Raw genomic sequence first — 20779 nt, 5'->3', positions numbered from 1 at the left:
CGCGATAGCGGGAGAAAGCGTTAAGAACCGGCAGGGTGGGCGGAAGCGTCGCTTTGACTTGGCCTTTTCTTTTGGTTCGTTTTCTTTGTGGCTAAGACAGAGAAAATGAACTTCCACTAACGCTTCATAAAGCAAAACCATTCCTAATGAAATGCGAAGCTCTGACTGTTGTCAAAGATTGCTACATTTCTACCACACCTTGCAATAGCAAGTTTTTATTTTTCCAAACCCATTCCCATAAAATGCGTTATTTGTGCAATCAAACAATAAGCATTTGAAAAACATCCTACGCATTACGGCATTAGTTACTTTTGCCGCGTCATCTCTCACTGCATCCGCGCAAACCATTCAGCAAGACAGCACCATAAAACCTGCCGCACTTGATACGGCACGTTACGACTCGCTGGTAAACCGTTTAGCCAGTGGCGATAAAACGGGCAAATGGCCGGTTAAAAAAGCGCCTTACCCAAAAGCCGGGGCCATATTACCATTTTACCGTGTAGTAGCTTATTATGGCAACATGTATTCTAAAAACATGGGGGTACTTGGCGAATATGAGCCGTCGGTTATGCGCACTAAACTTAAAGCCGAGGTTAAGAACTGGGAAGCAGCCGACCCCGAAACGCCCGTTAAACCCGCCCTGCACTACATTTGCGTTACCGCCCAGGCAGATGCAGGCCGAAATGGCTTACATAACCTGCGTATGCCATTCAGCCAGATAGATAAGGCTATTGAAATGGCAAAACCTATTAACGCGCTGGTGTTTTTAGACATCCAGGTTGGTTTCAGCACGGTACAAACAGAGCTGCCGCTATTGGAAAAGTACCTGAAGATGCCCAACGTACATTTCGGCATCGACCCGGAATTTTCTATGAAAGAAGGCAGCGTGCCCGGCAAACGGATAGGTACCTTTGATGCTAAAGACATTAATTATGTAAGCAATTACCTGAGCAGCCTTTGCGAAAAGTATAACCTGCCGCCAAAAATATTTGTAGTACACCGCTTTACTAAACGTATGGTAACCAACTACCAGGATATTAAACTGAACAAGAACGTACAGTTTGTAATGGACATGGATGGCTGGGGCGGCCCCGACCTTAAAAAAGGCACATACAAGTATTTCGTAGCGGACGAACCCGTACAGTTCACCGGCTTTAAATTATTCTACAAAAACGATATCAAGAACGCGCCTAAGCGAATGATGACGCCTAAAGAAGTATTAAGCTTAAAGCCATCTCCTATTTATATCCAGTACCAGTAGATTCTTTATATTTGGTTATGCTGCCCAAGTTATCGCCATACCATTTGCTTAAGCAACAGCTTACTGCTACTATGAAACTTGGTGATGAGCAGCTGGATTTATTTTGCAGCAAGTTTCGTCATAAAACTACTGCGAGGAACGAGATATTGCTACATGCCGGGGATGTTAACCCTTACTTGTATTATGTAAACTCGGGTTGCCTGCGCATATTTATGCTGGATGTTAACGGCAAAGAATCGACACGTTTCCTGGTTACCGAAGGTAGGTTTGGTACCGCTTTCCCAAGTTTTACATTGCAGGAGCCATCATTGGCCGCCATTCAAAGTATTGAGCCCAGCGATATACTTTACATCAGCCACCGGGATTTTAACCATCTTTTAGACAATTTCCCCGGGTGGGAACACGAGTACCGCTTAGGCCTCGAAAAGGATTATATTGCCTCTATTAAGCGTATCGAAAGCCTCATCACCATGGATGCCAAACAGCGTTATCAGTTGCTTTTACAAACCCAGCCTACCCTAATTCAAAGACTGCCATCCAAAATCATTGCCGACTACCTCGGCATATCCCAGGAAACGCTTAGTCGCCTTAAATCAAAAAAGTAACTTATTGACATTTATCAATTTTACTGTTATCCAAAATATCTTGTTTTGTTTTTAATCTAAAACCAATGAAATTAAGATATCTGCTTATCGCTATTCTACTGCTGCCCATAACAACATTCGCTCAAACCCTAATTGGCGAACAAACCTTTAAATATAACGATACCGCCCGCAACCGGCCACTAACCACCGAGATATGGTACCCTACAACTGACGAAAGCAAGCCGCCAAAACTAAAAGAAGGCTTTCCCTTTGTGCATGAACCCACCGTTAGGGATGCAAAACTGCCGAATGGTAAACAACCCCTCATCCTCATCTCACACGGTACAGGCGGCGGGCGCCTAACCATGGAATGGCTGGCAGATGCGTTGGTTAAACAAGGATTTATAGTTGCCGCGGTAGACCATTGGGGCAATACCCACGATAATAAAATACCTATCGACTTTGTAACTCCGTGGCAGCGTGCGCAGGATGTTTCCTTTGTGCTAACACAGCTTTTAAAAGACAAAGCACTTAATGCGGTTATTGATAACAAACGCATTGGCGCGGCAGGTTTTTCTATAGGCGGCTACACCGTTATTGCCCTCGCCGGCGGCAAGATAGACCTAAAAGCTATGGACGATTTCACCAACACACCCGCCGGCGCTAAGGAAATTGCCATACCCGAGTTCCCTAATCTTATAAATACTTTGGATGAAAAAGCTATACAAGCCTCGTTTGATAGCGCCCCTCCTTTAAAAGATAAGCGCATTAAAGCGGTATTTAGCATGAGCCCGGCTGTTGGACAGGGGTTTACCAAGGCAAGCCAGTTTAAGGATGTAGATATTCCTTTATATATCATTGGTGCGCAAAGTGATAGCATTGCGCCTGTTAAAACTAACGCCCTACATTACCATAAGTTAATGCCAAAATCTAAATTGTTTATTATACCAGGTAAGGCTGCACATTACGTTTTCCTAAATGAAGCTTTGGGCGATCTAAAGCAAAATGGCGGTATCATATTTAACGATGGCCCCGGAGTGGACAGGCATGCCATACACGAACAGGTTGGCGGTATGGCGGTAAAGTTTTTTAAAGAAAGTTTGAAGTAATTATAAACAAAAAAAGCCTCCGTTGAATAAACGGAGGCTTCATCATATGTATGCTAAGCTTACAAGTTGTCTATCTCTTCCTGCTCTTTTAGGGCAGTGATATTGTTTTTGTTGCTGTACTCGTCTGTCTGGCTTGCAAAATCTTCCAGTATGCTGGCAATGGTATCAAGGTTATCTGCTACACGCTGGTGCATATCAGGCAGGTCTTTTTCTAATCTTTTATTGCCAAGGTCAATATTGTCTACCTCTATTTTAGCGATCTTTTGTATCAACGCCTGATTACTGTTCTTTAAGTCTTCTAATTCATGGACGATTTTCTCCATCAATTCAAATTTTCTGATCTTATCCATAGGTATCTTAATTTATATACAACACATATAGCCATAACAGTGCCAAAGTGAAGATTATTTGCATTTATCATTTATAACTAATAATTTAGTTATATGAAATTTCTCTGTTATTTAATCCTCCTGCTTACTTCCCAAATGGTATGCTATGCGCAGCAAACAACCAAAGCAGACGATGCTTTATTGCTGGATTATTACCAAAATCAGCGCTTTGCCGAGGCTGCCGATTACCTGAAGAAAACATATCCCGAACCTGTTAACAGCACAAAGACTTTAGGACAATTGGCCTATACATCAAACATGGCCGGGCGTTTGGCAGATGCCGAAGCATATTATCAGCGCATCTATAATATCGATGCTACCAATACACCAGTACTATATAGCTTGGGCAGCCTAAACCTGCGCCGTGGCAATAATGCCAGGGCCGAGCTTTATTTTAAAAGAATTATAGCCCGCGATAGCACCAACTTTATGGTGTTTAAGCAACTGGCAACAATCAGCCACGATAAAAATGATATGACCATGTATATCGCCTATTTACAACGCGCCAACCGCCTCAACCCTACCGAGCCGGATGTTGCATCAGACCTGAGCGGTATATACATCAGCATGAAGTTTACAACGCAAGCCGAAAAGGTATTAACCGCCGCCATAACCTCCGATCCTGAGAATATTGTATTGCTTAACAGCTTAATGAAGTTACAATATGCTCAAAAGAAATGGCCCGAAACTATTACTACCTGTTTAAAATTAGTTGATAACGGAGATCGTTCAGGCTCGGTTCTTTCCAGGCTTGGGGTGTCTTATTACAATATAAAGAAGTATGAGTGCGCTTTGGATGCATTATTAAGAATTGAAGAAATATCTCAGAGTGAAAACAGCTATTACTATACCGGCTTAACCTACAAAGCTGTCAAAGATCAAAATATGGCTATATTTTATTTGCAGAAGGCCATCACAGAAGGTATCTCACCTAACACCGGCGCTTATTATGGCGAGGTGGCTGATAGTAACGAGAAGCTGCATAAGTTTAAAAAAGCGATAGCAGCCTACCAAAAAAGCCTTGAGTTTGATGAATCCCCCATGATCTATTATTCTCTGGCGAATGTTTACGACACAAACCTAAAAGACAAAAAAAGCGCCATTAAATATTACAAGAAATATTTGGCTGGCAAACCACCCATAGAAAAACAGAAGGGCTTTATAGATTATTCGAAGAGCAGGATAGCAGTATTAAGTAAATAGAAATGTCCTGGTGACCCTATCGAACCATTTACCGCTTTATTAGTCTTCGACAAGCTCAGACCGACAAACTGCGTCATGGTGAACCCGTCGAACGTTAGAACGCTTGAATCGACAAATGCTTACCTGTTCATCAATCTTGCAACGTACTTGCCAATTATATCAAACTCTAAGTTCACAACACAACCTTCGCGTACATTATGCAGGTTGGTATGCTCATAAGTATAGGGTATAATAGCTACCGAAAAGTAATTAGGGCCCGAGTTTACTACCGTTAGGCTGATGCCATTCACGCAGATAGAACCTTTTTCAACTGTAACATTCCCTACCGAGGCATCATACTCAAAAGTATATTCCCAGCTCCCATCCAGCTCGGTAAATTTGGTACAGGTAGCGGTTTGGTCAACATGGCCCTGTACAATATGTCCATCTAAGCGGGCGTTCATTTGCATGCAGCGCTCCAGGTTTACAGGTTCGCCAACCTTAAGGTGCCCAAGGCTTGTTTTGTTAAGCGTTTCTTCAATGGCGGTAACGGTATGTGTATCATCGGTCAATCCCACAACAGTTAAACAAACGCCATTATGCGCAACAGACTGATCAATTTTCAATTCATTAACAATGGCAGATTGTACCGTAATGTGAAGGTTGCCCTGGTCGTGGCGCAGATCGGTTACTTTACCTAAAGTTTCTATAATTCCTGTAAACATAGTGCTGCAAAAGTAAATAAATTTAGATAGGCCGTATGTTATCCTAACATCATAAAAAAAGCGGATACCTTTAGGGGTTATCCGCCTTGTATAGGGGTGTATTTATATTATTATTCTATAGTTATATCGAATGTTTTACCATCGAATGAAACCTTGGCTTTGTGGCTTCCCAAAAACTGAATAGTTCCTGTAAAGCTAAAAGCTCTGCCTGCGTTGTTACCGTTTGAGGTAAAGCTTGCAGTACCAGCGGTAATGTCAAATGGCCTGTTGCTTGCGTCAATAATTAAACCGCTTAGTACATAGCTATTGTGCTGCTCCATATACTCGCCGTCTTTTTTGGTAGTAACCTTGTAAACAGATACCTGGTTACCATCAACCTGCATCTTTGCAAAGCCCGGTAATAGTGCTTTAAGTGTATAATACTCGTCAACACTGTTATCATACACGGCGTAAGGGCTAAAACCGGTGTTTTTATAAGTACCGCTGTAGGTATAGCCATTAGGCTGGTTGCCGTTACAGCTAACTACATATTTGTTTGAGCCTATCATTACATCTTTAACGCTGTCGCCTTTAGTGTAGATATTGTTGTAAGGCACTTCTATAAGTTCGCCGCAGGTAAGGTCATTAACCTTTATACCGTTACGAACACCAGAAGCAGCCGGTAAGCCCGTTTTGTCGTTTTGGCTTGCAATTGTGTTGCCTATTGATTTGTAAAGGTTAACGGCAATAGAAGTGGCTATAGCCTTATCATTATTAACAGGTGTATTTACTTTGGTCTCTTTGGTACAGGCCGAGTATAAAAAAGCGGTTAAAGCTAATATCGATAATGCTGCTATCGATTTAATTTTTGTGGTCATAATACTTTGTGATAATGGTATTTAATTGCCACAAAATTAGCAGTTTAATAAATATTTATGCAACATTATTTTCACTTTCGCGTATAAGGCGATCCGAAAACAGATAAAGATATTCAAGGTTAAAATATAGCTCAAGAATTAAATATTTGCGCTTTACTTAAAGCAACTGGGCAGATCTACCCTTTTATTACGCAGGTCCCTGCCACCCTCTATAACCGATTTTAGGTTGGTTAAGTAAAATGTCCATCCTGCCTTGCATTGTACAAAAAGATTTTTTTCCGGGTCATCTTCCGGGGGAATGTTGCTTTGCTCAAGTTCTATTATGGTTAAGCCGTTCCGTGTGCTTAAATTAATAGTTACAATACTATCGCCGGTAAAAGTGAATTTAATACGGTCGTGCCCATTAGCTTCCAGTATCCTGCCCTTTTGTGTTACGTCGTTATGATAACCGTGCCAGTACCAGGTGTAGGTATCTTCCTTTGAAATTTGTTCTTCGTTACCACGCAGGCGCTGCGGAACGGTAAAGAAATCGGCTTTGCGCAAAAACCATTTTTCTAACCCGGCCGGTGTGCTCCAGGCCATGTAAAGGCTGCGCATATCCACATTATAATCACCACAAAGCTTAAATTTGGTCCAGCGGGTATCTTCCATAGTAACAAAGGTTTATGTACATGGGAATGTATGATATAAAACTAACCATAATACTTTGTGTTTTTGCTAATTTGCCATTAAAACTATTTTATGCCAAAGCAAAGCGCCGGGATATTACTATACAAGCACACAGACGGGATATTAAAGGTTTTCCTGGTACACCCCGGCGGGCCGTTCTTCCGGAAAAAGGATGATGGCGCATGGTCGGTACCTAAGGGCGAATACCTGGACGATGAAGACCCGCTTGCTGCTGCCCGACGCGAATTTGAGGAAGAAATTGGTCAGCCTATTACAGGCAACTTTATTAAACTGCAACCTGTTAAACAAAAAAGCGGTAAGGTGGTGCAGGCCTGGGCAGTTGAGGGCGACATAGACCACACGCATATAGTAAGTAACAATTTTGAGATAGAATGGCCTCCTAAATCGGGCAAACGCGCCAGCTTCCCTGAAATTGACCGGGCCGGTTGGTTTACCATAGATGAGGCCAGGATAAAGATCATACCCGGACAGATTGGATTAATTGATGAATTAGTTGAGTTTTTATGAACCCATAATGAGTCGAAGTTAAACCGTCGACCAATAAATTAATAAGTCTCCCCTACCGGGGGAGATTTAGAGGGTGCTACCTCCTGTTCCTAACCCAATTACTTCCTTCGGAACCGGATGTTTCCGCGACGGCTACTTTTTTGGCAGCCAGCAATTTTTCCATTACCAGGGCCGCGATAAGCGCTTCATCATCATTACCGGTTTCTAAAGATTCGGGAGTAAAATATTTTTTTACAAAGTGCGTATCAAAGTTGCCCGAAGTAAATGCCTCGTGCTGCATTACAAACTTACCGAATGGCAATGTTGTAGTAATACCGGTAATACTATACTCGTCAATAGCTCGTATCATACGTTCTATGGCCTCGGTACGGTCTTTACCATAGGTGATGAGCTTGGCGATCATGGGGTCATAGTAGATCGGGATCTCCATACCCTGTTCAAAACCATCATCAACCCTAACGCCGGGGCCTTTTGGGGTAACGTAGGTTTGCAATGTGCCAATATCCGGCAGGAAATTATTCGCCGGGTCTTCGGCATATACGCGCAACTCCATGGCATGGCCTTGTATTTTCAAGTCTTCTTGTTTAAAGCTGATGGCTTCGCCACGCGCTATTTTTATCTGCTCTTTCACCAGGTCTATGCCGGTGATCAGTTCGGTAACGGGGTGTTCAACCTGCAGGCGGGTATTCATTTCCAGGAAAAAGAAGTCCAGCTTCTCATCCATAATAAATTCAACGGTGCCTGCACCGGTATAGTTAACAGAACGTGCCACATTAACGGCACATTTACCCATCGCTTCGCGGATCTCTGGCGTAAGAACAGATGATGGCGCTTCTTCCACCACCTTTTGGTGTCGGCGCTGAACCGAGCAATCCCGCTCGAACAAGTGTACAATATTGCCATGCGTATCGCCCAAAACCTGTATCTCTATATGGCGTGGCGACGATACATAGCGTTCTATAAACACAGCGCCATCGCCAAATGCCGAAATAGCTTCGGATACGGCGAGGCCCATCTGCTCTTCAAAATCATCGGGCCCGTCTACAATGCGCATACCTTTGCCACCGCCGCCTGCGGCAGCCTTTATAAGAATAGGGAAACCTACTTCCACAGCGCGAAGTTTAGCTTCAGCCACATCGGTTATGGCTTCCTCGGTACCAGGCACCATGGGGATATTATATTTTAATGCGGCAGCCTTGGCAGATAGTTTGTTACCCATCACTTCCATAGCTTCGGGAGACGGGCCAATTAATATCAACCCTGCCTCGCGCACCTGCCGTGCAAAAGCGGCATTTTCGCTCAAAAAACCATAACCGGGGTGGATGCCCTCGGCCCCCGTTTGTTTACAGGCGGCTATTATTTTATCGCTAACAAGGTATGATTGACTGGATGGCGCCTCACCGATAAAAACGGCTTCGTCGGCATAACGCACGTGGAGCGCGTTGCGGTCGGCCTCAGAATAAACGGCTACTGTTTTAATGCCCATTTCGCGGGCCGAACGCATTACTCGTAAAGCGATCTCGCCGCGGTTTGCTACCAGGATTTTTTGCATAGGTAACAAATGTAGCGGATTAACTGTAAAAAAGAAATGCCATTTCAAAAGGCTTAAAATGATCACAAATGTTCACGTTCACGTTTGCACAACCAGCCGTTTATTTGCAAAATATTAATAATCAAACATTTGAACCTAAAAATCCTGACACACTTGCGACACCACTTATTTGAATTAAAAGGTTAGGAATGTAAGCATGGACAATGCGATTAATCAAGCCAGCCATACTCGCATGGTTAGGTTGATTAGTTCTCCGTTAGCAATGGGTGAAGTATATTAATCGTCAGTGGATGTTCATTTCTTTTTTGTCGCAAAAAAGAAACGAATCAAAGAAAAAACACGCGGCTTAAACCGGTTGCTCGCCCGCAACTATATGCTCTTTCTCTATCTTCTTCTGCAATTCTAATATAGCGCCAATAAGCGCTTCGGGCCTTGGGGGGCAGCCTTGCACGTAAACATCCACCGGTATAACCCTGTCAACACCTTTAACCACATGGTAACCATGTTGCCAGTATGGCCCGCCGCAATTAGAGCATGAACCCATAGAGATCACATATTTAGGATCGGGCATTTGCTCGTACAGGCGCTTGATGCGCTCGGCCATTTTAAAGGTAACGGTACCGGCTATGATAATAACATCCGATTGCCTTGCCGACGGCCTCGGGAACACCCCAAACCTATCCAAATCGTATGTAGATGCCATCGCCCCCATCATTTCTATAGCGCAGCAGGCAATACCAAAGCTCAGCGGCCATAACGATGACAGCCTCGCCCAGTTGAGCAGGTCATCCATCTTGGTGACTACAATGCCACCGGCTTCGTTGGTCAGGTCAGGCGTCATTAGCGGGCTTTTTAAATGATGGTTTAAACATGGGTTTCCGTGTTTCGGCAGTAGATGTAGGAGTAGCAGTTGCTGTGGCAGGTGCAGTATCAGCAACCGGTGATATCTCCAGGCTAAATTCTTTCACTTTAAATTGGCCTTGTTTTGCATTCAGATCGTCATACAAACTTTGTGGTATGCGGGCGTCTGTTTGCGGCAGTGTGGCGTTTGGTTTTATCCAGTTAAGGTCGCCTTTTATCCAAACGTAGGCCAGGCCCAATATCAATATCCCTAAAAAAACAAACATTTCTATCAGCGAGAACCATCCCCAGCGGGCATCGGTTGCAATAATTTCGCGGTTGCCAAAAACAGTAGCCCATGGGAAAACGAAGACCATCTCCACATCAAACAGCAAGAACACCAACGCTATAACATAAAAGCGGGAATTAAAAGGCAGCCACGCATTACCTGTTGGCTCCTCGCCACATTCGTAGGTGCTCAGCTTTTCGGGATTAGGGTTGCGGGGCGATAACCGGCGGTTCACAAAAAATAACCCGCCAATTGCCACAACGCCTACAATTAAAAAGATAAGTATCTTTCCAAATTCTGATATTTGCGCAACATCATCCATGACAGCAAATTTAACAAAACAATCAACTTTTGATGCTATAATTATTGGCGGCGGCGCCTGCGGACTTATGTGCGCGGTACAGGCCGGCTTTTTAGGCAAGCAAACTTTGGTTTTAGAAAAGAACGATAAAGTAGGCGCCAAAATTTTAATAAGCGGTGGCGGCAGGTGCAATTACACTAATCTTTACGCCACCCATAAACAATTCATATCTCAAAACGAGCATTTTAGCCGCTCGGCACTGGCGCAGTGGACGGTGGACGACACCATAAACTTTTTTGAGACGTACGGTATTGAAGGGAAAGAAAAAACGCTTGGACAACTCTTCCCGGTGAGCGATAAGGCTAAGGATGTAGTGAATGTTTTTACAAATTTATGTAATGATCTGGGACAGGAAATTTGGTGCGATACCGAGGTTACAGCTGTTGAGCAAACAGATAGTGGTTTTAAGGTAACCATTTTGCGGAACGGGAATGAGCAAATATTATTGGCAGCTAAGGTTGTTATTGCAAGCGGCGGCTTACCTATCCAAAAAATGGGCGCTACAGATTTCGGGTTACGCGTGGCCCGCAAATTTGGGATGAATGTTACTGAAACCTCCCCTGCCCTGGTGCCGTTAACCATTACCGGGAAGGATCAGGCATGGTACGAGCAATTATCCGGTAACAGCATATTTTGCCGGGTATGGAACGACAGGGCAAGCTTTGAAGAAAATATCCTTTTTACCCATTGGGGACTAAGCGGCCCGGCCATATTACAAATATCTTCCTACTGGAAACCCGGCGAACATATCTACATAGACCTGTTGCCCGGCAAAGACATTATTGAACTGATACTGCAGGAACGCGAGCAGAACGGCAAGAAAATGCTGCTGGCCTACCTGTCGGGCTTGTTTACCCGCAAATTCGCCGAGGCGTTGGTAGATTACATACCTGCCGACAAAAACCTGGCATCGCTCACTAAAACCGAATTAGAAAACATCAGCATATTACTGCACGAATTTAAAGTGAAACCCGCGGGCACAAAAGGCTACGACAAAGCTGAGGTAATGACAGGCGGCGTAGACACCAACGAGCTATCATCTAAAACCCTCGAAAGTAAGAAGGTACCCGGCATGTTCTTTGGAGGGGAATGTGTGGATGTTACCGGCTGGCTGGGTGGTTACAATTTTCAATGGGCGTGGGCCAGCGGTTTTGTAATCGCGCAAAATTTATAGGGATATAAATTTGTAATAGCAAAGCCGGAAGTGCCGATAAAGGTTATTTTTGTGCATTATAGCATATTTAATTACTGCTCGTTAGGAACGGCCGCTTTAAGTTGTAAGGCCTGTGGATGTACTTTTCTTTTTTGTCGCAAAAAAGAAAAGTACCAAAAGAAAAAACACGCGGCTGTACTGCGTTGCTGTTAAAGGGTGTACTAAAGCATTGCCTGTGCTATCCGCAACGCACTAAGGCCGCAGCCGAGAGCTAATGTTCGGTTCGTCAGACTCATTTTTAACCTGAATTTTCAGAATGCAACCGCAGCAATGAGTTTATACCCATCGTTACTTTAACGAGCGGTGGCCCAAACGTCAAAGCGGGCGGGCCGGGAGTTAGCGGGAATGACGGTTTAGCTTTCGAACTCGCGATTGCGGGAGAAAGCGTTAAGAACCGGCAGGGCGGGCGGAAGCTTTGCTTTGACTTGGCCTTTTCTTTTGGTTACTTTTCTTTGCGGCTAAGGCAAAGAAAAGTGACATCCGCAGACTTTGAATAAAACTACTGCCGCGCCTAACGAAGAACTAATCGTTTACTACACATAGCGAAACTGCTTTGTCTTTGCAAAAACGCGTAAAATCTTTAAAACACAAAGGCCACAAAGAATAAATCCTTGCAGCCTTTGTAAAGCTCTTTTTGCTCAATCCAACTATTGTTTCTTTTCAACAGGCGGAGCTGGTGGCGGCGGAGGCGGCGTGCCTGGTGCTGTACCCGGTGCAGGCGACGCGCCTGGTGCCCAACCCGGCTGGCCCGGTGCAGGTGCAGGGCGTGGCTGGCGTGGCAATTCTGATGCCCTTACAACCTCGGGGTGCGATACGCCGCGGTGGCAGCTGTAACAGTTAACACTGCTCTCTAAAATAACCCCGGTACTGTCTTTACCGGCGTGGAAATATTTTTTGTTGATTTCCTGCGTCATTTTGTACATCTCGCGGGCCATATCTTTTTCGGGTTTACCATCGGCGGCAAAATCCATTTTTTTGGTATCCTCGTTACGTACATGGCAAAAGCTACAGCGTGCGCCTAAAGCGTGCTCCCACTCCTCCATTACTTTATGCATTTCTTCTTTAGAGATATTTTTTGGTAAAACCTTAAGGTTCTTAAATTTCTCGTCATCTGGTTTTTTATCTGCCGGTACCATTGCCATAAATGCCACAGCCGATAAAAGACCTATAGTTACCAGTAATTTTTTGCTAATTGTCATAATTGTGTAAGCCTGTGTTTAAACCTCTAAACTAAAGTAATTATACTAATACTGCAACACGCCACAAAAATATTACGAATGTTAGTTTAAGTATGGTTCTACCAATCCTAAACTCAAATCCCATAGCCTGTCGCGGCCTACTTGGTTAGTTGCAGCGGTTGAGGCAGAAACCACCTCGCGGTTTTTAAAATACTTGCCGCTTTTGGCGTCTATTCGGGTGGCCAAAGCCAGGTAAATGGTAGTTTGGGCGCCGGTTTCTGCCGATATCATGAACGGCCTGGCCAGCGCCATAAGCAGTTTGCCTATACCCGTAAGCCCTGTGCCAAAGCCGGTATTTACCAAACCCGGGTGCAGGGCAAAAGCATTTATACCCTTTGGCCCATATTTAATAGCCAACGAGCGGGTAAAGTATATATTAAATAACTTGGCTGTACCGTATGCCTTCCATGCCGAGTATGGGCGCTTGGTCCATTGCAAATCGTTAAAGTTGGGTTTGGCCATGCGGTGCGCTTCAGAACTTACATTGATGATACGCGCCTGTCCTTTCTCCAGCAATGGCAACAGGCATTGTACCAATAAAAAATGCCCGAGGTGGTTTACAGCAAAGGTCATTTCAAAACCATTCTTACTTTCCTGGCGTTCGGCAAAAATACCGCCGGCGTTATTTATAAGTACGTTAATTGATAGTAAGCTGCTTTTCAAAATATCTGCGGCGTTGCGCACACTGTCCAGGTCGGCCAGGTCGCATGGCACTACATATATATTTTTATTTTTTGTGGCCAATATAATTTCATGTTTTAAGGCCTCACCTTTCGCGGTGTCGCGCACCAAAAGGTATAACGAGTGGTCTTTTTTGGCAAGCGCAATAGCGGTTTCCCTGCCGATACCGGATGTAGCCCCGGTTATTACAGTGGTGGTAACGGGCATATCAATAATTTATAACGCTGTTAACTAATTGGTATTCAAAACTAATACATTTTACGCAACAGACAAACGTGAACAACGTAGTATATCACACTAAAACGAAAGGTTTACATGAAGCGTATGAGTGACCTAAAAATAAGCTGGTATATATTTTTGTTAAATATTTGTTAAACAATTTGGATAATTACGAAAGTGTCGTATATTTACGAAATAATCGTAGATAGCAATGGAGAAATTATCGCAACAAGAAGAAGAAGCCATGCAGGCTGTATGGCAGGCAGGCACAGGGTTCATAAAGGATTTTCTGGACCAGATGGCCGAGCCTAAACCACCCTACACTACACTGGCATCAACCATAAAAAACCTGGAGCGTAAGGGCTTTGTAACCGGCGAAAAGCTGGGCAACTCGTTTCGCTATACTCCTGCCATTTTAGAGGAAGAATACAAAAAACGCTTTATGAGCGGCTTTGTAAGCGACTACTTTAAAAACTCGTATAAGGACCTGGTTACTTTCTTCGCCAACGAAAAAAAGATTAGCGCCAGCGAGTTAAAAGAGATCCTTAACCTGATAGAAAAACCTAAATCTTAAATATCATGCCTGCCTTATTCGTATTTCTTTTTAAAGTGAACATAGCCTTACTGCTATTTTGCGCGGGCTACTACCTGGTGCTTAGGCACCTGACCTTTTACACGCTTAACCGGGTTTACCTGATGGTAGCCATTATTTTTGCCACCCTGTACCCAAAAATTGACCTGAGCGATTTTGCCCAGCGCCACGAAACACTTGCCAAACCCGTACAAACTGTTGTGCTGAACTGGCAGGCACCGGCAGAAAGTTTGGTAAAACCGCTTAGCCACCCTAACTACTGGCAATGGGCAACGGTGGTGTTTTGGGCAGGCGCTATCTTTTTAGCCTTCAGGCTGGCCATGCAGCTGTTCTCGCTTTTTCAGTTGCACCGCAGGTCGCGGGCGGCAAAGATCCACGAGCACGACGTAAGGGTTATAGACGGCGAGGCCGCGCCATTCTCTTTCTGGAGGAGCATCTACGTAAACCCCGCCAACCACACCCCTGCCGACCTCGAAGCCATATTGCTGCACGAGCAGGTGCACGTAAACGGCTGGCATACGCTGGATATTTTACTGGCCGAGCTCAGCAGCATTTTCTACTGGTTTAACCCCGGCATCTGGCTTATGAAAAAGGCCGTTCGCGAAAACATTGAGTTTATAACCGACCGCAAGATCCTGAACAAAGGCTTCGACAGTAAAACCTACCAATACAGCCTGGTGAATGTAAGTTTCGCCAACACTACGCCGGGTATTGTAAACCACTTTAATATTTCAACCATTAAAAAACGTATAATCATGATGAATGCAAAAAGATCTTCGAGGTTTACACTTACGCGCTATGCTTTTGTTGTACCTGCTGTAGTTGTACTGCTGTTGGTTTTCACGCTATCTAAAGCTGAGATAGCTAAACCCATAACCCATAAAATAGCTGTGGCCATAAAGCCCGTAACCATAGCCATAAAAGAAGCCGCTCAAGAAGCCATAACATTTAACGACACCACAAAGAAGCCCAAATCCGCTTTTAAAGCAGTTCCGGCAGATACCGTTAAGCGCGTAGAAAATTATGCCATCACTTTTCATACCGATTCGGACAGTAAAAGCGATACAGGCAGAAAGCAAACTATATTTATAAATACCGACAGGAACCACTCGATAGACTCGATGAATGTTGTGCTGAACGGCAAAAAGGTAGATAACCTTGTATTCTCAAAAGTTGACCCGGGTACTATTGCAAGCATTAACATCATGACGGCTAATGATGTAAAGAAATTACCCGGAAACAACGATGCCTATACTTTTAAAAACGACAGGCATGTAATATTTGTCACTACCAAAGATTCGCCGGAAGGTAAAGTACTTGCAGAAAAACTGGGCAGCAGGCGCCAGTTAACCAACATCCAGATTACCCGCCCGGGAAGCGACCATCTTGTTTTTAATAGCTTACCGGCTTTAAAAGGGACTGTAAAAGATGTTAAGATCATAGCCCACGGCAAGGCGTCAACCATTCCGGCAAACGAGATAAAGGAAATTGTTTTAGACTCGGGAATTGTGCGTGTAAGTTACCCGGCCAAAAGCGTTGCAGGTGTTGAGTATAAGCTACGCAGTGATGGAGCCGGTAATGTGACCACATTTAATGGTAAGCCGGTAACATTTAGCGCTACAGGAACATATACTGAAACCATACCGGATAAAGATGTTGTAGTTACCGGTTATGGAAAAAAATACAAGGCTACTGGAACATATACTGAAACCATACGGGATAAAGATGTTGTAGTTACCGGTTACGGAAAAAAATACAAGGCTACAGGGTTAAATGTTATTGATTACCCTATGGCTACTACAGTTAGGCTTGGCAGCATGGACCGCATATCTGACAAGCTTATTGTGATTGACGGTAAGGTTGCCAGCGAAAAAGAATTGAAAAAGCTTTCGGCATTTGAGATAGACCGCATGAGCACCAGCAATAGTGCCGACACGGTTAAGAAATACGGCGATAAAGCCAAGTATGGTGTGGTTTATATCTACACCAAAAAAGGGAAACAATAATAAGATCAGTTAGCTGTTAACCCTATTTTAAGGTTGACCGGGGCAAGCCTGGTCAGCCTTTTTTTATGATGCCTCTTAATTCCCTCCCTTGGGAGGGGTGCGATGGGATAGTGCGATGGCAGGGAGGGGTTTCTGTAATATTTAAGCCTGTTAACCCCTCCCGGGGGGAGGGAATTATTTTTTTTAACTCGCTTCTGCTAATTTCTCTTTATCCAAAATCTCCAGTAAAGCCTTCTCCGCTAAATTTAACTCGGCAGATTTTACATCCTTATCCCCGTCAAGTTTGTTGATGTATTTAAAAATGGTACCCTCTTCGTAGCTTTTAATTACGGTTGGGTGTACATAATATTTCTTACAAACGGTGCGGGTGTTGCCCAGGTTTATGGCAACCTCATCCAACACGCTTACAATTTTCTTTTTGCATTCAGATATGGTTTCAAACTCGCCGGCTTCCTTAAAAGCATAAAGCGCGCTAACGCTGCCCGCCCAGGTACGGAAATCCTTAGCAGTGAAATCCTCTCCGGTGATTCCTTTTAAATAAGTGTTAATGTCTCCCGAGCCAATAGTGCAGCGGGTATTATCGTCGTTGTAATATTGGAACAGTTCCTTTCCGGGAATATCTCGGCATTGCTTAACCAGTTTGGCAAGCTTTTTACTTTGCAGGGCTATTTTATGCATCACCCCTTTTTTGCCTTTAAACTCAAATTTAAGCATACTGCCATCTATCTTAACATGCTTATCCATAAGCGTTGTTAAACCAAATGACCCGTAAAGTTTTTTATATGATTCGTTACCTACGCGAATGCTTGTAAGTTCCATTAAACGCACTACAAGTGCTACCACCTTTTCGTGATCCAGCCTTGGGCGGGCAAGGTCCTGATCAACCTGCTGGCGTATAGCAGGCAAATGGGCCGCGAAGGTTTGCAGCCTGTGGTATTTAGATTGGTTGCGAATTTTGTTCCAGTAACTGTGGTAGCGATATTGCTTACGCCCAGCGGCATCTGTTCCGGTAAATTGCAGGTGCCCGTTTTCATACGGCGAGATCCAGACATTGGTATAGGCCGGCGGAATAACCAGGGCATTGAAACGGGCTATCAATTCCTTATCTTTCACCACATTGCCTTCGGCATCTAAATAATTCCACCCTTTACCGCTTTTTTTGCGGGTATAGCCGGGGGTAGAATCTGAAACATAGCGAAGCCCTACCGCCTTAGCGGTTATTTTAGGATCGCGGCCAATTTTGGCGAGTTTTTTTTCGAGGCGGGTCATGTGTATGATACAACATGAGTTTAGGTCGAAAGTTTTAAAGCCCCCTCTAAATCTCCCCCGTTAGGGGAGACTTTAAAAAAAGCCCTCCCTCTCGGGGAGGGTTGGGTGGGGCTTACAAACTTTTCACCACCTCAACCACATACTCCACCCCTTCGGCATGTACATCCAGGTGTGTTACAAAGCGGATGCGGTGGGTATCGGTGCTGCTTGCTTTAATGCCCTTTTCGGCAAGTTTGGCAAGTACCGCAGCAGCCGGTTCAAGCGTATCAAACAATACGATGTTGGTTTCTACCGGGATTACATTTGTTACCCAAGCGCATTGTGCAAGTTCCTCGCCCAAAATGCTGGCATGTGCATGGTCTATCTTTAAACGCTCCACATGATGGTCTAACGCGTAAATGCCTGCTGCCGCAAGAAAACCTGCCTGGCGCATACCTCCACCCAACACTTTTCTGATCCTGCGGGCATATTTAATAGTTGCTTTATCGGCCAGTAAAACTGAGCCTACAGGCGCACCCAAACCTTTAGAAAGACATACCGAAATACCATCGAAATAAGTGCCGTAATCTACCGCCTTATCCCCTGTATGGGCAAGGGCGTTGAAGATACGGGCACCATCAAGGTGTAATTTTAAATCGCGCTGCTCACATAATTCAGCAATAGGTTTTATATGATCGAGCGTGTAACAGCTACCGCCGCCTTTATTAACCGTATTTTCCAGCACAACCAAACTGGTACGCGGATAATGGATATTTTCGTCGTTTATCTCCGACGCTATCATTTCGGCAGTAATAAGCCCTCGGTAGCCATTCAACAACCTGGTGGATACGCCCGAGTTGAAAGCTATCCCTCCACCCTCGTAACGGTAAACGTGTGCGGTTTGATCGGCAATCAATTCGTCGAGCGGCTGGGTAAAGCATTTAATGGCTATCTGGTTGGTCATGGTGCCTGATGGGCAGTAGATGGCGGCTTCCATCCCGAACATTTCAGCGGCTTTTTGCTCCAGCGCGTTAACGGTTTCGTCCTCGCCAAAAACATCGTCGCCCACTTTGGCGCTCCACATGGCCTCAAGCATTCCGGGGGTTGGTTTTGTTACGGTATCGCTGCGCAGATCAACTGTTATCATGTCAAAAATTCTTTTATATTTGGTTTCAAATCTAAACCATTTTATGAAGAAAATTTTACTGCTTGTTTGTATTTTAAGTATTACAATTGGTGCTAAGGCGCAGTTATTTGGAAAACATTATGACGAGGGCTATTACTACGACTCTGTTGGCATTAAGCATACGGGGCTTATCTCATGGTCGCCGCCGGCAAAATCTATATTCGGTAATAAAGGCGACCACATCTACTTTAAAACAGATAAAAAAGCTGAGCAAATAAAATTAAAAGAAAACCAGATCAGTTCGTTTGCCATCAAAAATGACAGCGCCCGGATGGATAGTTTTGTTGTAGCAAAAAATAAAGATTTTATAAAAGCGCCATTCTTACACGTTTTACTTGATAACGACGTTAAGATCTATGGTTTTACCATGATCTCATCAAGCGGTGGCGGCATGATGCCCGGCGCAGGTGGTAACATGGTATTTATGCCGGGATTTTCCAGCAACGACACTAAATATTATTATGGCGAAGATACCGACCATACCACCCGCCTCGATAAAAAGAACTTTATTGAAGTGATGAGCAAGGCCCTTGCAAGCAAGCCATACGTGGTAAAAAGGGTGCAGGATAAAACTTTTAAATTGAGCAAGCTTAACGAACTGCTGTATTTTTACCGTACGGATAACTATCCCGAATCGATGCAACCCCGTAACAATTATTAAAATGCGTAAAACATTATTTATAATCCTCATCCTTGCCGGTTTTTTCACCGCCGATGCGCAACCGCAGCGCAAATGGTACGAAGGCCGCCTGTACCATACCAATGGCGAGATCTTTGACGGGCTGGTATCCTGGACACCGCCCCGTAAAGGTGAGTATGAAGATGGGGATATGGTACTGTATAAAAGGGACGAAATGGCCGAAACCGTGCCTGTGCCGTATTACAAAGTAAATGCCTTTATTATGGGTAACGATAGTATTGTGGTATCGCATAATGTGCTGTTTAAAAACAGCCCGTTTATGACAGTGGTGCTTGATAACCCTACCAAATTATACACCAACAAAGTGATGAAGAACGGCATACCGTTAATGATCAACTCGGGTGGTTTTAGCGGTGGCTTTGGTATGGGTGTTGGCGTAGGTACAGCTATAGGAGGCGGTGTAAAAACTACTTACTACTATGGCAAAACCGCCGATAATGTAACAAAGTTAGAGAAGAAGCAATTTATTGAAGTAATGAGCAGCCTGATGGCCGATAAACCCGAGGTTGTAGCTAAAATTAAAGACAAAACTTTTCGTTATGGTGATATGGACGACTTGCTGACTTACTATTTTACAGGCCAGATGCCAAAAAGATCGTATGAGAACTAAGCATAACAAGCATTTATTTTCGGCAGCGGTTATGGCGCTGTTTATATTGTTAACAGGCTATAAAGCCAGCGCGCAAAAATGGCTTCCCGGCTATTTTATTGATATTAAAGGCGTAAAAACCAACGGCTACATACACCCCAACCCGGGTGGCCGCGGCCCTATACGCGATGAAGGCTTTATTGAATTTAAGGATGAGGAGCATTCCACACCCTATTACCTCAGCACCAGCGATCTGCAATCGTTTGTGGCCGGTCGCGACAGCTTTGTGGTGGCCCACGCCCCCGGTAACGAAACCTGGGCGAAAAAAGAATTTGATTTTGTGCGCGTAGCCGTAAACGAACCTATAAAAATTTATGCAACACGCGGCGCGGGCAGTGGCGGTGGCGGCGGTAAAAAAGTGCAGGTTGCCCCTGCCGTTGGCTTCGGAACAGGTACTTATGGCACCTCATATGGCGGTGGTGTGGGCATTAGCATTGGCGGTAATGGCGGCAACAGTAATAACAACAAACTGTATTATTTCTACGGCGAAAACACAGCCACCATGCAACACCTTACCAACGAAAATTTTGTCGACATCATGAGCGAGGTAATGGCCGACGAACCCGAGGTTGTAGAGCAAATAAAAGCCAACCAATACAACATACGTAACATCGAAAAACTGATAGCTTACTTTAACAAGGTTAAGGCATCGCACAGGTAATTTAGATTAGACAACTTCCTAAAAGCTGTCAAGTCCACCG

At 44.3% G+C, this 20779-nt stretch carries 22 protein-coding genes; 11 read left to right on the top strand and 11 right to left on the bottom strand.

Annotated elements, in window-relative coordinates; translation table 11 throughout:
• Positions 1-274: 274 nt before the first annotated feature.
• From ACFQZI_RS10750 to ACFQZI_RS10740, 3 genes are all read left to right on the top strand, one after another.
• Positions 275-1261, top strand: a complete 987-nt coding sequence (locus ACFQZI_RS10750; RefSeq protein ID WP_377142367.1) for a hypothetical protein — start codon at positions 275-277, stop codon at positions 1259-1261.
• A 17-nt stretch (positions 1262-1278) separates the two neighbouring features.
• Positions 1279-1866, top strand: a complete 588-nt coding sequence (locus ACFQZI_RS10745) for a Crp/Fnr family transcriptional regulator (protein WP_377142365.1) — start codon at positions 1279-1281, stop codon at positions 1864-1866.
• Positions 1867-1931: 65 nt separating this feature from the next.
• Positions 1932-2954 (top strand): alpha/beta hydrolase family protein, encoded by a 1023-nt coding sequence (locus ACFQZI_RS10740; protein ID WP_377142363.1) that lies wholly within the window; start codon positions 1932-1934, stop codon positions 2952-2954.
• Between the two features lie 59 nt (positions 2955-3013).
• Here ACFQZI_RS10740 and ACFQZI_RS10735 read toward each other — a convergent pair whose 3' ends face one another.
• Complete coding sequence (locus ACFQZI_RS10735) at positions 3014-3304, bottom strand: hypothetical protein (protein WP_377142361.1); 291 nt, start codon at positions 3302-3304, stop codon at positions 3014-3016.
• A 93-nt stretch (positions 3305-3397) separates the two neighbouring features.
• On the opposite strand from ACFQZI_RS10735, the gene ACFQZI_RS10730 reads away from it, so the two are divergent.
• Positions 3398-4546, top strand: a complete 1149-nt coding sequence (locus ACFQZI_RS10730) for a tetratricopeptide repeat protein (RefSeq protein WP_377142360.1) — start codon at positions 3398-3400, stop codon at positions 4544-4546.
• Between the two features lie 119 nt (positions 4547-4665).
• On the opposite strand, the gene ACFQZI_RS10725 is transcribed toward ACFQZI_RS10730, so the two are convergent.
• The 3 genes from ACFQZI_RS10725 to ACFQZI_RS10715 all read right to left on the bottom strand — a co-directional run bounded on the left by ACFQZI_RS10725 (position 4666) and on the right by ACFQZI_RS10715 (position 6758).
• Positions 4666-5250: a riboflavin synthase gene (locus ACFQZI_RS10725; RefSeq protein ID WP_377142358.1), complete on the bottom strand. Its 585-nt coding sequence runs from the start codon at positions 5248-5250 to the stop codon at positions 4666-4668.
• Between the two features lie 110 nt (positions 5251-5360).
• Positions 5361-6107, bottom strand: coding sequence for a hypothetical protein (locus tag ACFQZI_RS10720; RefSeq protein WP_377142356.1), 747 nt, complete (start codon positions 6105-6107; stop codon positions 5361-5363).
• 153 nt (positions 6108-6260) lie between these two features.
• Entirely contained in the window at positions 6261-6758 is a 498-nt protein-coding gene (locus ACFQZI_RS10715; RefSeq protein ID WP_377142354.1) for an SRPBCC family protein, read from the bottom strand.
• 90 nt (positions 6759-6848) lie between these two features.
• On the opposite strand from ACFQZI_RS10715, the gene ACFQZI_RS10710 reads away from it, so the two are divergent.
• Complete coding sequence (locus tag ACFQZI_RS10710) at positions 6849-7304, top strand: NUDIX domain-containing protein (RefSeq protein ID WP_377142352.1); 456 nt, start codon at positions 6849-6851, stop codon at positions 7302-7304.
• A gap of 76 nt (positions 7305-7380) precedes the next feature.
• Here ACFQZI_RS10710 and accC read toward each other — a convergent pair whose 3' ends face one another.
• The 3 genes from accC to ACFQZI_RS10695 all read right to left on the bottom strand — a co-directional run bounded on the left by accC (position 7381) and on the right by ACFQZI_RS10695 (position 10307).
• The gene (gene accC / locus ACFQZI_RS10705; RefSeq protein WP_377142350.1) at positions 7381-8856 is read right to left on the bottom strand and encodes an acetyl-CoA carboxylase biotin carboxylase subunit; all 1476 of its coding nucleotides are present in this window, start codon (positions 8854-8856) and stop codon (positions 7381-7383) included.
• Between the two features lie 346 nt (positions 8857-9202).
• A complete protein-coding gene (locus tag ACFQZI_RS10700) occupies positions 9203-9697 on the bottom strand; it encodes an NADH-quinone oxidoreductase subunit B (protein WP_377142348.1) in 495 nt (164 codons plus the stop codon).
• A complete protein-coding gene (locus tag ACFQZI_RS10695; RefSeq protein WP_377142345.1) occupies positions 9687-10307 on the bottom strand; it encodes an NADH-quinone oxidoreductase subunit A in 621 nt (206 codons plus the stop codon). Before ACFQZI_RS10695 ends, ACFQZI_RS10700 begins: the two co-directional genes overlap by 11 nt.
• On the opposite strand from ACFQZI_RS10695, the gene ACFQZI_RS10690 reads away from it, so the two are divergent.
• On the top strand, positions 10306-11520 hold the full coding sequence (locus tag ACFQZI_RS10690) for a BaiN/RdsA family NAD(P)/FAD-dependent oxidoreductase (RefSeq protein WP_377142343.1): 1215 nt from the start codon (positions 10306-10308) through the stop codon (positions 11518-11520). The genes ACFQZI_RS10695 and ACFQZI_RS10690 overlap by 2 nt on opposite strands.
• Positions 11521-12206: 686 nt before the next feature.
• Here ACFQZI_RS10690 and ACFQZI_RS10685 read toward each other — a convergent pair.
• Both ACFQZI_RS10685 and ACFQZI_RS10680 read right to left on the bottom strand, forming a co-directional pair.
• Positions 12207-12758, bottom strand: coding sequence for a c-type cytochrome (locus ACFQZI_RS10685; RefSeq protein WP_377142340.1), 552 nt, complete (start codon positions 12756-12758; stop codon positions 12207-12209).
• 81 nt (positions 12759-12839) lie between these two features.
• Positions 12840-13685: an SDR family oxidoreductase gene (locus tag ACFQZI_RS10680; protein WP_377142338.1), complete on the bottom strand. Its 846-nt coding sequence runs from the start codon at positions 13683-13685 to the stop codon at positions 12840-12842.
• A gap of 223 nt (positions 13686-13908) precedes the next feature.
• Between ACFQZI_RS10680 and ACFQZI_RS10675 the strand changes: the two genes are divergently transcribed.
• Together ACFQZI_RS10675 and ACFQZI_RS10670 are read left to right on the top strand one after the other, a co-directional pair.
• Positions 13909-14271: a BlaI/MecI/CopY family transcriptional regulator gene (locus ACFQZI_RS10675; protein ID WP_377142335.1), complete on the top strand. Its 363-nt coding sequence runs from the start codon at positions 13909-13911 to the stop codon at positions 14269-14271.
• A 5-nt stretch (positions 14272-14276) separates the two neighbouring features.
• Positions 14277-16295 (top strand): M56 family metallopeptidase, encoded by a 2019-nt coding sequence (locus ACFQZI_RS10670; protein WP_377142332.1) that lies wholly within the window; start codon positions 14277-14279, stop codon positions 16293-16295.
• Between the two features lie 183 nt (positions 16296-16478).
• Here ACFQZI_RS10670 and ACFQZI_RS10665 read toward each other — a convergent pair whose 3' ends face one another.
• Positions 16479-17564: a DNA topoisomerase IB gene (locus ACFQZI_RS10665; protein WP_377142330.1), complete on the bottom strand. Its 1086-nt coding sequence runs from the start codon at positions 17562-17564 to the stop codon at positions 16479-16481.
• A gap of 112 nt (positions 17565-17676) precedes the next feature.
• A complete protein-coding gene (locus ACFQZI_RS10660) occupies positions 17677-18690 on the bottom strand; it encodes a threonine aldolase family protein (protein ID WP_377142327.1) in 1014 nt (337 codons plus the stop codon).
• Between the two features lie 43 nt (positions 18691-18733).
• On the opposite strand from ACFQZI_RS10660, the gene ACFQZI_RS10655 reads away from it, so the two are divergent.
• From ACFQZI_RS10655 to ACFQZI_RS10645, 3 genes are read left to right on the top strand one after another with little or no spacing between them, the layout of a single operon-like run.
• A complete protein-coding gene (locus ACFQZI_RS10655; protein WP_377142324.1) occupies positions 18734-19390 on the top strand; it encodes a hypothetical protein in 657 nt (218 codons plus the stop codon).
• Position 19391: 1 nt separating this feature from the next.
• Entirely contained in the window at positions 19392-20039 is a 648-nt protein-coding gene (locus ACFQZI_RS10650; protein WP_377142321.1) for a hypothetical protein, read from the top strand.
• A complete protein-coding gene (locus ACFQZI_RS10645; RefSeq protein ID WP_377142318.1) occupies positions 20029-20739 on the top strand; it encodes a hypothetical protein in 711 nt (236 codons plus the stop codon). Before ACFQZI_RS10650 ends, ACFQZI_RS10645 begins: the two co-directional genes overlap by 11 nt.
• Positions 20740-20779 lie beyond the last annotated feature (40 nt).

Source organism: Mucilaginibacter lutimaris (assembly GCF_042676625.1).
Classification (GTDB): Bacteria; Bacteroidota; Bacteroidia; order Sphingobacteriales; family Sphingobacteriaceae; genus Mucilaginibacter; species Mucilaginibacter lutimaris.
The sequence above is the reverse complement of the archived record's forward strand: the minus strand, read 5'-3'. Positions and strand labels throughout refer to the sequence as shown.